We start from the raw sequence: 14952 nt of genomic DNA, 5'->3' as shown, positions 1-14952 counted from the left end.
AGGGCGACATGGAAAAAGGCTCCCCGTGGGGAGCCTTTTTCCGTTTCCATATATGTCACCCATGGTCTTCGCCGGGGCCCTGACGCAACGGAACGGCCGGCGGCCGCCCGTCGGATTCAGATGGACTTGAGCGTGCTGTCGCGCACGACGAGCGTCGGCGTGAGGATCTTGCGGTTACCGCTCACCTGCTCGCCGGAGAGCACCTTGAGCAGCAGTTTGGCCACTTTGGCGCCGTATTCGCCGGCGTCGCGGTGCACCGACGTGATGGATGGGTAGGCCGCCTCGCATACGAAGCTGTCCTCGAAGCTGACGATGGCGGGCAGGCCGCCCGGATAGCGCCGCTCCCCCGACAGCCCGGCGAGATCCTCGTCGACGAGCCGTTCGGTGATGGCGTGCAGGCTGGCGGCGGCGAGCGTCTCGCTTTCGTAGATGAACGCGGTGGGAGGCACGGGCAGGCGCAGCATCTGCAGCGTCAATTCGGCGGCCTTGGCCGTGTCGAAATCAGTGAAGGCCACGTGGATGGATTCGAGCCGCTTTTTCTTGGCGAACGCGCGGAACGACGCCTCGCGGTCCTTGCTGTAGTCGAGCGTGGAGTCGCCGGACAGGTAGGCGATACGGCGGTGGCCCTGATCGAGCAGGTGCCTGAGCACCGTTTCCATCGTGCCCGAATCGTCGATCGACAGGGACGGCATGAGCCCGCTCGGATCGGGGCCGCCGGCGAGCACCGCGGCCACGCCGAGGTCGGCGAGCAGCGTCGGGCGCGGGTCGTCGGCGCGCAGGTCGACGAGCACCACGCCGTCGACGCGCTTGCGTCGCGCCCAGTCCTTGTAGACGGACAGTTCCTCGCGCTGAGATGAGCAGGGACGGTAGAGCAGGCCGTAGCCCTTGCGGCTGAACGATTCGTGCAGACCGGACATGAAGTGCAGCATGAAGGTCTCGTCCTGCAGGCCGTCGGTCGATCGCGTCGGGGCGAAGCCGACGGTCATGGTCTTGGACGAGCCGAGCGCCTGTGCGGCATATACCGGACTCCACCCGAGTTTGGCCGCCGCCTGCTTGACCTTGCGCTTGGTCTCCTCGGAGACGCCGGGGCGGTCGTTGATCGCGAACGACACCGCGGTCTGGGAGATGCCCAGTTCGTCGGCGATGTCCTTGAGGCCCACGCGTCGGGCCTTTCCCGAGGGCCGGCCAGCGCCGCCCCCGGCCTCGTCGGGGCTTTTCGTCACCATTGATTCACTTCCATTCGTACAGCGGCGTATCACCCTCATCATAGCGTTGACAGGATTAACTAAACCGGTTTATCTCAGTATAGTGCAACGCCGCGCCAATCGTTGACACATTGACAACATATGGGACGATCCCGTGGGACGGACCGTATGTCCGTCCCACGGGATCATGTCCGGGACACGCCCGTCGGCGCGCTACAGGATCGCGCCGTCCGCGCCGAGCACCTGCATCTCGTAGATGCGGGCCGCGGTGTCGCTGCCCTGCGTCGGCTTGTCGACGACGAGCTTGACGTAGCGGGCGTTGACCGGGGCGAACGCGTCGGACGTGTTGCCGGCGGTGTTGCCCTTGACGGTCGCCACGGTGGTGAACTCCTTGCCGTCCTCGCTCACGGCGATCGAGTACGCCTGCGTGTTCATGCTCGCGTCCTCGCCGCCGGCCTGCGCGTGGGCGATGTCGACCTGGCTGACGGTCTTGACGTCACCGAGGTCCACCGTGATCTCGTGCGGGGCCGGGCCGGTGACGCACCACTTCTTGGACGTGTCGCCGTCGACCGCGAAGTCGGGCTTCTCGTTGCCGTTGGTGAAGCCGTCGGCCTCGGTGGCCTTGCCCTGCGACAGCAGCGTCAGATCCGCGCCGGACTTGATCTTCGAGGAGACGACGATCTCGCCGGCGAGCTTGGTCGTGGCCTCGCCGCTGTCGTTCTTCGCGGTGATCTCGACGTCGTACACGCCCTCCTTGTCGTAGGTGACGGTGACCTTGTCGCCGGTCGCCTGCTCCTGGCTGGAGCCGGGCAGCGACCACGAGACGCTCTTGGTGTTCTTGGAGCTGGCGGAGGTGAACGTGACCTCGTCGCCCACGCCGATCAGCGTGCGCGAGGCGGTGGCGGCGGCCTTCGGCTTGCTGTTGTCGGGCCACTCCATGTCGGTCGTGGCGGACGTGCCCTGGTTGCCGTAGCGGTCGACCGGCACGACCTCGAACGTGGTGTTGTTCGTCTCTCCGGTGCGGGTCAGCGAGGCGGCGTAGAAGTTGTCGACGTTGGAGATGCCGAGGAAGGAGCGGGACTTGTCCTCGTTGATCTTGTACACCTCGTAGGCCTCGGCCGCGTCGTCGGCCTTCCACGACAGGCGCACGCCGGCGTAGATCGCGTCGTCGTCGAACTGCTTGTCGTCGACCTTGACCGACGTGACCTTGCCGGCCGAGGTCTGCTCGGCGCCGTCCTTGAGCGTGATGTTGCCGAGGAGCAGCTGGTAGCCGGCCTTGTCCTCGTCGCTCTTGTACGCGATGTCGAATCCGGTCAGCGACTTGCCGGCGTACTTGGCGACGTCGTACGTGACGGTCGTCCAGTCCTCGCCGATCTTCTTGTCCGACTTCGGCGCGACGGTCTCGCTCGAGCCGTCGGCGAAGGTGAGCACGGCGTCGAGTTCGGTGGACGCGTTCGCCTTGGCCGTCATCGACAGTTCGGTCTTGTCGGCCAGCTTGACGTCGGCCGAATACAGGCGCACGTTGGTCGTGCCGCCCTTCTTGGCCACGCCGGAGAACTTGAGCGACGAGCCGCCGTACCATGCGTCGGCGTCGGAGTAGTCGGCCTTGGTCTTGTTGCCGCCCTCGTCGGTCACGATCCAGCGGTAGGTGGGCTGGATGTCGGAGACGGAGCGGTTGTTCCAGTCCATCTTGGAGATCTGCTCGCCGTCGCGGAAGAAGCTGTAGCCGGAGCCGTTGTTGAAGTTGGTGACGAACGGCAGCGATGTGACGGCGGACTGCTCGACGACGTAGTTGGACACGCCCTGCCACGACTCGTCGCCGTCGTAGGATTCGCTCTGGCTCGGATCTCCGGCCTTGTTGACCCACAGGCGGCTTTCGTTGGCGCGGAACGTGGTCGGGTTGCCGGCCGCCCAGTAGGTCCAGCTCGGGCAGTACAGGCCGAGCGAGGTGTGGGTCGTGCCGTCGGAGCCGGCGAACAGGTCCCACTTGATCGGCGTGTCGTAGCCGTTGGCTTGCACGTCGACGCCCGCGTACAGCGAGTACGGGTCGACGCCGATCTCCTTGGCCTTGTCGGCGGACGCCTCGAGCAGGTTCTTGTCCGCGAGCTCGTCCTCGGTCCACCAGAAGTTGAGGAACATCTCGTCGGCGACCTGGTTCGAGCCGTCGGTCATGAACATCTTGTTCTCGTCGGTCAGCGCGTTCTGCCAGTCGATCGTGCCGTCCTTGGTCATCGAGTCGTAGTAGACGACGCGCAGGTCGGACGCCTTCTCCTTCATGTACTTGATGAACGCCTGCATCTTGGTCGCATATTCGGCGCCGAGCGAGGTCTCGTTCTCGCCCTCGGTCTCCTGGTTGATGAACCAGCCGTCGAAGCCGTAGGTCTTGGCGACCTCGATGAGCTTGTCGGCCACCGGGAAGGAGCCGTCCTCGTTCTGCTGGAGGGTCTGGTCGAGCCATTCGACCTTGCCGCCGGAGACGTTCTGCGGGAAGAACACGGTGCCGAGCACGGGCACGCCGTTGGTGTGCGCCATGTCGGTGACGTCCGGGCTGGGCGGCACGATGATGCCCTCGCCGGACGAGCCGCCCCAGTAGACGAGCTCGTCGACGTACTGCCAGTAGGAGAACGTGTTGGCGTTCGCGTTGTTCAGGCCGTGCGGCGCATTGCCCGACGTGGACGAGTTCATGATGGAGATGGCCATCACCTTGGTGTCGGCGTTCTGCGTGTCGTTGACGGCCTTGAGGTCCTTCTTGTCGACGCGCTTGGCGAGCGGCACGGTGCTCACGTTGTACGCGAGGTCCGGATCGTCCTTGGCGTTCCATTCGAGCAGGCTTTCGGGGAACCAGTAGGAGGATTCCGGCTGGTTCTTGAGGATCAGCTCCTCGTTCTCGTTTTCGGGCGTGACCGTGTACTTCACGGCCGATGCGCCGCCGGTGGCCGTGCACGCCGCCATCGATGCGAGCATCGCGCCGGTCAGCGCCGCCGCCATGAATCGGCGCGACACGGACATCAGTGTCTTCTTGTTCATCGGTTTCCTTTCCTGTCGCCGGCTCTGCCTTGCGCCGGCACATCTGGGGGTTCACGGGCCATCGCCCGGTTTTTGGGCATGCTTGCGCCCGACCGGCCGCATGGGCCGGCTGTCGGAGGGAAAAACGGAGATTGGTTCAGCCGCGCAGCAGCACTTCCGCGAGCGCCTCGACGACGCTTTGCGGCATGTGCGAGGAGAACCATTGCGGTTCCCCGTAGTCGCCCGCGGGCATTTCGAGCGTGTGCAGCGAGGCGAGCGCGTTCGCGCCCTCGCGCCGCACGAGATCCCACGCGCGTTCCTTGGTGAAGTAGAGCATCTGCGCGTCGCGCAGCACGGCGAACGCGTCGCGTTCGGTCGGCTGCGGCGCGATCGCGAGTCCTCCGGCGACGCTCACGCACAGGTCGTCCGTGATCGGCACGTCGGCGACGTCGACGGTCAGGCTGAGCGTCGACTCGTCGTACGTCGCGTCGCAGTCGACCGTACGGCCGTCGACCGTCGCGGTGACGATGCCGGACAGGTCGTGCGTGCGATCGGCGGCCGGATCGGCGACGCCGCGGAAGACGATGCGCCACGATCGACGTGCGGGGATCGCGAGGCGCTCCCCCGCCGCCGCGGCGACGGTGAACGTGCCGTGCGTCCAATCGAACGTGAGATCGGTGCGCGTCCAGTGATTGCGTTCGTCGACGCCGCCGTCGTCCTCCCACAGCGCGAACGAGCCGTCCGTTCCGGGGAAGACGAGCACGTCAAGCGCGGCCGGATTGTCGGTCGAGTTGACCGGACCGTCCGCCGCGTCGTCGGCGAGCCGCTGCATCGGCACGATGCCGCCGGCCTTGGCGAACACGGGCATCCGGTCGATGCCGCGCCAGGCCTGCATCGTGCGGCCGCTTTCCGGCCGTGACGCGTAATGACGCCCGTCGAAGAAGTCGAACCAGTCGCCGTGCGGGAACCACACGTCGGCCTTGGCGCGCTGCGTCTCGCAGCTGCCGGCCTCGAGGATCGGCGAGACGATGAGCTCGGTGCCGAAACGGAATTCGGTGGGCACGTTGCCGCCCGAATACTCCCAGTACATGGGTTCGACGAGCGGTTCGCCGTCGACGGCGGCGCGGTGGTTCATCGCATACAGGTACGGGATGAGCCGGTGGCGCAACCTGAGCGCGTCCGTCATGGCCGCGCGCGTTTCGGCGTGGAAGTTCCACGGCTCCTTGCCGTTGAACGGCGAGTCGGTCGAATGCAGGCGGTTGATCGGGCTGAACGTGCCGAGCTGGTACCAGCGGGCCTCGAGCTCCTCGTCGCGGTAGCCGAACATGTGGCCGCCGATGTCGTGACTCCACCAGCCGTAGCCGATGTTGGAGGCCATGGCGGTGAAGTACGGCTGGAATTTGAGCGATTCCCATGTGACGACCGTGTCGCCGGAGAAGCCGACCGGATAGCGGTGCGAGCCGTACCCGGAGTAGCGGGAGAAGGTGATCGGCCGTTCGCCGCGGCGGGCCGAGTCGAGATAGTGCAGATGGTTGAGCATCCACAGCGGGTCGAGGCCCTTGACGCGCGTGACGCCGTCCTGCTGCCAGTCGATCCACCAGAAGTCGACGCCTTCGTCCTCGAGCGGGTGGAGCACCTGCTCGAAGTAGGCGTTCATGAACGCCGGGTCGGCCGCGTCGAATTCGACGGCGCTGCCCTGCTTCGGGTCCTTGCCGAGCGCCTTGCAGACGCGTCCGTAGGATTCCTCGAACGCGCGGATGCCGTCGCGCGGGTGCAGGTTGAGTGTGGTGCGCATGCCGTGGTCGTGCAGCCAGCCGAGGAATCCGGCCGGATCGGCGAACAGGTCGCGGTTCCAGGTGAAGCCGGTCCAGCCGGAGCCGTATTTCGGGTCCACGTCGGTGACGTGCCAGTCCATGTCGATCACGGCGACGGTGAACGGGATGCCCTCGCGTTCGAAGCGTTCGACGAGCGTGCGGTATTCGCCGTCCGAATAGCGGTGGTAGCGGCTCCACCAGTTGCCGAACGCCCACCGCGGCAGCAGCGGCACCGGGCCGGTGAGCCGGTAGTAGTCGTGCAGCGCCTCGCGGATGCGGCCCGCGTATCCGAAGACGTACAGGTCGTGCGTGGCGTGCGGCTTGGCGGCGACCCATTCGCCGAACGGATTGGTCCGGCCGCCCACCTGCGGCATGTCGCGCACGAGATTGTCGGCCGAGTCGTCGATGATCGCCCAGCCGTCGCCGGACAGGAGGCCCGGTTCGAGCGGCGTGGGGCCGTCGACCTGGTCGAGCGTGCGCGTGGTGCCGCCGCGGTTGGCGGACTGCGCGTCGCCGTAGCGCCATGTGCTGTGCTGCGAGGGCGAGTCCTTGACGGTGATCGCGAGGCCTTCCGCGCTGAACGGCTCGCCGTTGTACTGGATGCGCAGGTGGTCGGTTTCGATGTCGATCCAGCCGTCGGCGTCGCGGCGCACGTCGAAGTGCGGCACGCCGCCGAAGTCGCGGTTGACGACGGTCTGCGTGCGATCGTCGACGAAGTCGCCGCTGTCGGACCATTCGAGACGCACCAGCGAGTCGGTGAGGATGCCGATGCGCCAGCGGTCGCCCTGGACGACGCATTGGGGGTTCATGCGGGGGTTGCCCGCCTTCGATTCGGCTGTGAACCGCGTTGCGTCGACCATGACGACCGCCTTTCTTGCTTGGATTGGTGTGTGGCCCACCGTCCGGGGCGGGCGTGCGGGCAGTGCCGCACACCCATTGTCCCTCGCGGGGGTCCCTCGCCTCGTCGCGTCGCCTATTCGCCCTTGTCGGCGAACGCCGGGTCGGAGACCGCGCTGTACGCGTTGCCGGCGACGGCTTCGACCTGCTCGACGCGCGTGATGCCGCGTGCGGCGAGCTTGGCTGGATCGGCGGCGTCCGCGGACGTGATCAGACACGGGCGTTCACCCTGTCGGGTCAAGCCCATCCACGCCTCGAACACGGATCCGGCCGGGGCGAGCGCGGCGCGCAGGGTCGGGTCGCCCTGCCCGTCGACGGGGACGGCGATGGCCGTGGTGCGCGGCGCAGGGGCCGGTGCAGCCTCCTTCGCGGAGCGGATGGCGTCGCGGAACGCCTCCCCCACGTCGGTGAGCGTGCCGTCCACGTCGAACAGGCCGAGTTCGTGCTCGAAGAACGGGAAGTCCGAGAACGTCTTCGGGATGCGGTGCGAGCACCACCAGGTGATGCCGTACACGTCCGGGCAATCCTCGATGGCCTCGATCGATTCGCGGCAGAATGCGGGCGCATCCTCGGGGGCGACCACGTTGCCGGGGGCGCCGATCTCCTGCACCCACACCGGACGGTGCGGGTCCGAGGCGAACGCCTTCGACAGTTCGACGAGCCATGCGGCGTGGTGCGTGCTTTCCAGCGACATCGGGCCGTAATGCTGGCCGGTGCCGTTGAACACCCACGAGTGCACGGTGGTGATGTCGCCCTTGCGCGAGGCGTACTGCGGGCGGAACGCGTGGCCGTCCATGTACCAGACGGCGTCGTTCTCGCTGTGCAGGATCACGCGGCCGTCCTCGTGGGCGCGGTTTTCGACCGAGCCGATGAGCCGGTCGAGCCATGCGCCGATCTGGTCGGGCGTGGCGAACATGCGGCGCGGATGCGTGCGGTCGGTGAACTGGTTGCACTCGTTGCCGAGCGTGAGCCCGGCGAACGCCTTGACGTCGGCGAGCGCGTCGTAGATCGCCTTGACGAGGTCGCACTGTGCCTCGATGGCCGGCTCGTCGGCGAACATGCTCGCGTCGTGCCAGGAGACGAGCCAGGAGGGCACGAAGTCGAAGCTCGACAGGTGTCCCTGGATGACGTCCACGTAGACGTCGAGTCCGGCTTCGCCGCCGATCTCGACCATGCGGCGCAGGTCGGCGATGGCCTTGGGGCTGATCCACGTGCGGTTCGGCTGCAGCAGGGTCCACAGCGGGAAGACGCGCACATGGTCGGCGCCGAGGTCGGCGATCTGCGTCAGGTCGCGGCGGATCGCGGTCCAGTCGGGGTTGAGCCACGAGTAGAACCATTCGCCGGAGGGCGTGTAGTTGACTCCGAATTTCATGGTGGTCTCCGGTTACTCCTTGACCGATCCGGCTTCCAGGCCGTTGAAGATGTAGCGCTGGAAGACCAGGAAGAAGATCATGATCGGGATGAGGGCGACGATGGTGCCGGCGGCGACGACGCGCGGGTCGGACACGAAGGTGCCCTGCAGGCGGCTCATGCCGAGCGTGAGCGTGTAGTGCGAGTCGTCGGTGAGCACGATCAGCGGCCAGAGGAAGTCGTTCCACGAGCCCATGAAGGAGAAGATGCCGACGAGCGCCATCGTGCCCTTGACCTGCGGGACGCAGATGCGCCAGAAGCGCTGCCAGATGTTCGCGCCGTCCACCTCGGCCGCCTCGATCATCTCGCGCGGGATCGCGTTGAACGCGTTCATGAACAGGAGGATGTTCATGGAGCTGACCAGACCCGGCAGGGCCACGCCGATCAGGTTGTTCTGCAGCTGCAGGTTGCGGATGATGAGGAACTGCGAGATGAGGATCGTCTCGCCGGGCACCAGCATCGACAGGAACAGCAGGCCGATGACCAGGCCCTTGCCCTTGAAGCGCAGGAGGGCCAGCGAGTAGCCGGCGAAGCATCCGGAGATGATGTTGCCGCCGATGTTCAGGGCCGCCACGATCAGCGTGTTGCACACGTAGAACAGGATCGGCAGGCGGTTGAACACCTGGATGAAGTTGTCGATGGTCGGGTCGACGGGGATCAGGTACGGCGCGGCGTACATGTCGTCCTTGGGGCCCTTGAACGCGAGCGAGATCTGCCACAGCAGCGGCGCCGCGAGGAAGAGCAGCAGGGCGATGAGCACGACGATGCGCACGACCTTGCCGGGGGTGACGTGGTTGTACTTGTTTTCCATAACCGTTGCGCGTGCCATCAGTCTTCGCTCCTACGCTGGACGATCCATTCGATGCCGATGATGCAGCCGAGCACCACGAACATGACCATGCCGAGTGCGCCGGAGTAGCCGGTGCGGGCGTTGATGCCGGTGCCTTCCTGCTTGATGAGCATGGTCATCGTCAGGTCGGCGCCGCCCACGCCGCCCGAGCCGCCGGAGAGCATGTAGATCTCGCCGAAGACGCGGAACGCGGACATGGAGCTCAGGAGCATGACGAGGATCATCGTCACGCGGCAGCCGGGAAGGGTCACGTGGAAGAACTGGCGGATGCCGCCGCATCCGTCGATCGAGGCGGCCTCGTACAGGGTGCCGTCGATGTTGGCGATGTTGGCCAAGTAGATGAGCATGTAGTAGCCGAGGCCGCTCCAGATGGTCACGGCCATGGCGCTGAACAGCAGCAGCCAGCGGTCGGTGAGGAACGGGATCGGGGTGCTGATCCACTTGAGGGCCTTGAACGTGCCGTTGAGCAGGCCGTCCTTGTCGAGGATGTTGGTCCACAGGAGGCCGACGACGACGCTGGACATGATGACCGGCGTGTAGAAGGCGGTGCGGAAGAAGTTCATGATGCGGGTCTTCTCGGCGACGAGCGCGGCGAGCATGAGCGGCAGGATCACCATGAACGGGACGATGCACACCACGTACAGCGACGAGTTGAAGAACGCGGTCTGGAAGCGCCGGTCGGTGAACATGTTCACGTAGTTCTCAAGGCCGACGAACTTGCCGGGCTTGAGCAGCGTGGAGTCGGTGAAGGACAGGCGGATCGTGTTGAAGAACGGGATCAGCGAGAAGGTGCAGATCCACAGGATCGGGGGGAGGACGAACAGCCAGGGGACGATGCGGCCGCTGGAGCGGGGATCGACCCCCTGCGCGGCGGCGTCGCCGCCGCGCTTCTTGGTCTTGGTCTTTGCCATGATGGGGGTTCCTTACGGATTCGCTGATCGCTTAGATGCGCTCGTTGCAGTACTTGACGGTCGCGTCGAGGGCTTCCTTCGCGGTGATCTTGCCCTGCAGCGCCTGGGCGATCTCCTCGCGCAGCATGGTGGAGCAGGCGGAGGTGAACTGCGGCGGACCCCAGATCTCGCCGTTGCGGATCTGGTCGGCGGACATGCGCATGGCCTCGGCGTCCATCGTGTCGTCGGACGGGTTGAAGAAGTCGTCGTCGATGGTGCCGGTGGAGGACGGGAAGACGTTGGCCTTCTTGTCGAACGCGAGCTGGTTGTCGGAGTTGGTCACGAAGCGGGCGAACTTGATGGCCAGGTCCTGGTGCTTGCTGGTGGCGTTCACGGTGAGCATCTCCATGAACATGTTCGGCTTGGTGTTGGCGATGAAGTCGGTGATGGCGAGGTTCTCGAACACCTTCGGCGCGTTCTTGCGGATGTCGTCGACGCTGTACGCGTTGCCGTTCATGAACGCCTGGGAGCCGCCGTTGAAGCTCTTGGACTCGCCGGAGGTGGAGCTGTTGAGCATGTCGTCGGTGAAGGCGCCCGCGTTGTACATGTCGATGTAGTGCTGGACGAACTCGACGCCCTTGGCGTTGTTGAACGTGAACTCGGTGCGGTCGTCGTTCATGAGCTGCACGCCGTACATGCCGAAGTCCTGGATGGACGGGATGCCGGAGGTCAGCGCGTACTTGCCGCCGCAGTTCTTGCCGAAGGTGTCGGCCATCGCGAAGATGTCGTCCTGCTTGGTCGGCGGGTCGTTCGGGTCGACGGTGATGCCGCATTCGGACAGCACGGCCTTGTTGTAGAAGGTCGGGCCGGAGTTGAGGTACCACGGGAAGCCGTAGGTGCCCTCCTCGAGGTCAGTGCCCTTGAAGGTGGCGGCGGACCAGGCGGCCGGCAGGAAGTCCTTCTCGGCCTCCGGGGCGGCGTCGGCGAGGTTGAGCAGCACGCCGGCCTTGGCCAGCGTGTAGGCCGGCTCCGGGCCCATGTCGACCACGTCGGGCAGCTCGCCCGCGGCGGCGTCGGTGGACAGCTTGTCCTCGTAGTTGTCGGCCGGCTGGTCGACCCACTTGATCTTGACGCCCGGGTTGTCCTTCTCGAACTGGGCGATGAGATCCTCGAAGTAGGAGGTGAACTTCTCGTTCTTGAGGTTCCAGGTCTGGAACTTCAGCTCGGTGGTACCGCTCGACGAGCTGGTGCCGCAGGCGGCCAGACCGCCCATCATGGCGATCGCCGCGCCGAGTGCCACGGCCTTCTTGATGGTTCCCTTCATGGGGTGTTCTCCTTTTTCCTTGGTGTTGTTTCTTCGTCGAAACGTCTTTGTTGTGATACGGCCGGAAATGGCCGCGTTGGGTGAAACCCGCGGCGGATGCGCCGCGGATCGGGTTGATGTTGAGTTATGTGGTTGTGATGGTGAGTTGTCGGATTGGTTGGTTGCGCCGGTTCCGGGCCGGCGTTTGCGGCCCGGAACCGAAATTTTGGGGCTGCGGGACTAGTCGCGGGACAGTCGCAGCGTGGTCAGCTGGAACGGCTTGAGCGAGAGCTTGGCGCCTTCGGCCGCCTGCTTGCCGCCGACGAGTCCGGCGGGTTCGTCCGCGTAGGATTCGTCCTGCTCGAGCGTGTTGGTCTCGCGCACCTGCCAGCCGGCGAGCGGTCCGTCGGCGTGCAGCGTAGCCTCGGCCTTGGCGCCGGCCGCCTCGTAGAGGCGGACGATCACGTCGCCCGAGCCGTCGTCGGCGAGCTTGATCCAGTCGACGACCGGCGTGCCTTGACCGGTCTCGATCGTGACCGGCGAGCCGATGGCGGGCATGTCGTCGATCACCGGGGCGTTGATCTCCCCGGCCGCGGCGACCAGCGGCGCGACTTCGGCGCACGGCAGCACGGTCCAGTCGAACTCGTGACGGCCGATGTCGGTGCGCGGGTCCGGTGCGGTCGGCGCGGCGACGAGCGAGAGGCGGACCATCGTGCCGGCGATCGCGCCGTCGTTGTCGCGCAGCGAGTTCACGTCGGAGCCGTAGGTGGAGCCGTTGGCCACGCCGATGCCGTACGACGAGTCGTGGATGCGCACGAAGCGGTGCGAGCAGCTTTCGAACATCGCCTCGTCGCCTTCGGTGTTCTTGACGATCGGGCGTTCGATCAGGCCGTACTGGCACTCGTACTGGGCGCGGGTGGCGGTCAGGGCCATCGGCACGTCGACCTTGAGCAGCTTCTCGGGCACGTTCCAGTCGACGTCGGCATGGAAGTCAAGCTGGCTCTTGCCCGGGCGCAGGGTGATCGTCGTGGCGATCCGGTCGGTGCGGAAGCGGTTCGCGGTGCGAATCACGGCGGAGCCGTCGGCGGCGGTGTCGACCGATTCGATTGTGCCGTCCTCGAGCGGGGTGGCGCACAGGAAGGCGTCGCGCTCGACGTCCCAGGCGTCGAACACGCCGGGCTCGTCCTTGAGGATCTCGTAGCGGCCGAGCGAGGCGTCCTTGGCGACCATCTCACGGCCGGTCTTGAGGTCGACCAGCGAGTCGACGGTGCCGTTGGATGCGACGTGCGCGCGCAGCAGGCCGTTGTCGAGCGTGACGGTGCCGTCGTCGTGGCGGTCGATCGCGACCGGCTCGCCGCTGGCGTCCACGCTGGCCGGCGTCCACGAGGAGCCGACCTCGGCGAACTGGCTGATGCGGGCCTTGGCGATGCGCGCGGCGTCTGGATTGGCGGCGGCGAGCGCCTCGACGGCCTCCTGAGCGATCTCGTGCAGGCGCTTCAAGTCGCGGGCGTAGTCCTCGCGGGCCACGCGGTGGGCCCATTCGATCGCGGAGCCGGGCAGGATGTCGTGGAACTGGTTGAGCAGCAGCGTCTTCCAGATGCGGTCGATCTCGGCCTGCGGGAACGTGTATTCCGTGTTCTCGAGCGTGGCGAGCGTGCCGAGGTATTCGACGGAGCGCAGCGCGGATTCGGTCTTGCGGCAGCCGCGCTTCATCTCCTGCTGGGAGGTGAGGGTCTTGCGGTGCAGCTCGAAGTAGAACTCGCCCTTCCAGCGCGGCATCTCGTCGCCGGCCTCGGCCTTCATCTCGGATTCGGCCTTGGCGAAGAAGTCGTCCGGGGTGCTGTATTCGACCTTCGGCATGCCTTCGAAGCTTTCGAAGCGGTGCTCGCGCATCGCCATCTCGCGGATCGGGCCGCCGCCGCCGTCGCCGTAGCCGAACAGCAGGATGCCGCGGTCGGAGGTGTCCTTGTCCTTGTAGTTGCGCTGCACGTAGGCCATGTCGTGGCCGGACATGTCGGAATCGTACTTGTCGGCCGGCGGGAAGTGCGTGAAGATCTGCGAGCCGTCGACGCCCTCCCACATGAACGAGTGGTGCGGCAGGCGGGTAGTGTCGTTCCAGCACAGCTTCTGGGTGAGGAACCAGGAGTAGCCGCTTCGCTTGGCGATCTGCGGCCAGGCGCCGGTGTAGCCGAAGCTGTCGGGCAGCCAGATGCCGTTCGGCACGATGCCGAGCTTCTCCTTGAAGTAGCGCTTGCCGTAGGAGATCTGGCGGATGAGGGATTCGCCGCACGGCATGGTGCCGTCGGATTCGACCCACATGCCGCCGACCGGGATGAAGCGGCCTTCCTTGATGCGGTCCTTGACGCGCTCGAACAGGTCGGGGTGGCGCTCCTCGAGCCAGGCGAAGTGCTGGGCGGCGCTCATCACGTAGGTGAAGTTCGGGTCGATGTCCATCAGGGCGAGGGCGTTGGAGACGGTGCGGCCGACCTTGCGTTCGGTCTCGCGCACCGGCCACAGCCATGCGGAGTCGATGTGCGAGTGGCCCATCGCGGTCAGGGTCATCGCGGAGGCGTTGGCCGGGGAGGCCATCACCTTGTCGAGGGCCTTGCGGGCCGGGGCGAGCGTGGCGTAGTCCTTCTCGTCCCACAGGTTGATGGAGCGCTGCATGGCCTTGGCGAGCTTCCAGTAGCGCGGGTCGGCGTCGCTCATGTTTTCGAGCGAGCCGGTGATCACGTCGAGGTCCGCCCAGTAGTCGAACATGTCCTGGTCGAGCGCGGCGATGTCGATGGAGCTGAACTCGTAGCGTTCGTCGGCCTTGCCGGTGGGCTTGGTGCCCAGTTCGGTGACGGTGAAGGACGGGACGTTCGGGTTGTATGCGCCTTCGACGTAGATGACGAAGGAGCCGTCCGGGTTGACGACGCGGTCGCGCGTGCCGTCGGCGGAGACGAGCGGCATCCAGTGGTTGCGAGGGTGCAGGGCCTTGATGACGGTGCCGTCGGCGCGGTAGGCCAGGGCCTCGATGTGGCCGCCGACCGGCCATTCGAGCCAGCCGAGGTTGAAGACGAGTTCGATGGCGAGGCCTGCCGGCAGGTCGGCGGGCAGCTGGCCTTCGACGCGCATCCAAGTGGTGCCCCAGGAGGTGCCCCACGGTTCGCCGACGGCGAGCGGCTTGAAGTCGACCTGGCCGGACACGGCGCGGGTGATGAACGCGGCCGGCATCTCCGGCTCGCCCGGGTTCATGACGGCGCCGACGGTGCACTGCGCCAGCGTGCGGTGGATGTGCGGCCAGACGCGCTCGCGCATGACGCGCTTGCAGCGGTCGATCTCGCGATTGACTTTCAGCAGCATGGCTCTCCTCTGTTGTGGTTCTGCTCTTCGCTGAGACTAAAGCGATTTAGTAGACCGTCATGGTCTATCGCCGATTACTAAAGCGATTTAGTTATAGATTAGCATTCATCCTCGAAAACGCAAAATCGACAGCCGGGCATATTCCGTCCCGGCGTGTCGCCATACGGCAGGTCACCGTTGTTCACAGCGAAAAACGCCGAAGGCTCCCCTCTCGCGCAGGAAAGGGGAG

General features: G+C 66.0%; 8 protein-coding genes. All 8 read right to left on the bottom strand.

Annotated elements, in window-relative coordinates:
- Positions 1-116: 116 nt before the first annotated feature.
- Positions 117-1226, bottom strand: coding sequence for a LacI family DNA-binding transcriptional regulator (locus tag JS533_RS00305; protein WP_241512577.1), 1110 nt, complete (start codon positions 1224-1226; stop codon positions 117-119).
- Between the two features lie 192 nt (positions 1227-1418).
- Complete coding sequence (locus JS533_RS00300) at positions 1419-4232, bottom strand: endo-beta-N-acetylglucosaminidase (RefSeq protein WP_241512576.1); 2814 nt, start codon at positions 4230-4232, stop codon at positions 1419-1421.
- Positions 4233-4368: 136 nt separating this feature from the next.
- Positions 4369-6885, bottom strand: a complete 2517-nt coding sequence (locus JS533_RS00295) for a glycoside hydrolase family 31 protein (RefSeq protein ID WP_241512575.1) — start codon at positions 6883-6885, stop codon at positions 4369-4371.
- 113 nt (positions 6886-6998) lie between these two features.
- Complete coding sequence (locus tag JS533_RS00290) at positions 6999-8294, bottom strand: glycoside hydrolase 5 family protein (protein ID WP_241512574.1); 1296 nt, start codon at positions 8292-8294, stop codon at positions 6999-7001.
- A 12-nt stretch (positions 8295-8306) separates the two neighbouring features.
- Positions 8307-9143 carry a carbohydrate ABC transporter permease gene (locus tag JS533_RS00285; protein WP_241512642.1) on the bottom strand — a complete coding sequence of 279 codons (837 nt, stop codon included), beginning with the start codon at positions 9141-9143 and terminating at the stop codon, positions 8307-8309.
- Between the two features lie 17 nt (positions 9144-9160).
- Complete coding sequence (locus JS533_RS00280) at positions 9161-10093, bottom strand: carbohydrate ABC transporter permease (RefSeq protein WP_241512573.1); 933 nt, start codon at positions 10091-10093, stop codon at positions 9161-9163.
- 31 nt (positions 10094-10124) lie between these two features.
- Positions 10125-11396, bottom strand: coding sequence for an ABC transporter substrate-binding protein (locus JS533_RS00275; RefSeq protein ID WP_241512572.1), 1272 nt, complete (start codon positions 11394-11396; stop codon positions 10125-10127).
- Positions 11397-11615: 219 nt separating this feature from the next.
- A complete protein-coding gene (locus JS533_RS00270) occupies positions 11616-14723 on the bottom strand; it encodes an alpha-mannosidase (protein ID WP_241512571.1) in 3108 nt (1035 codons plus the stop codon).
- Positions 14724-14952 lie beyond the last annotated feature (229 nt).

The organism is Bifidobacterium amazonense, assembly GCF_018555435.2.
In the GTDB taxonomy this organism is placed as follows: domain Bacteria; phylum Actinomycetota; class Actinomycetes; order Actinomycetales; family Bifidobacteriaceae; genus Bifidobacterium; species Bifidobacterium amazonense.
The sequence above is the reverse complement of the archived record's forward strand: the minus strand, read 5'-3'. Positions and strand labels throughout refer to the sequence as shown.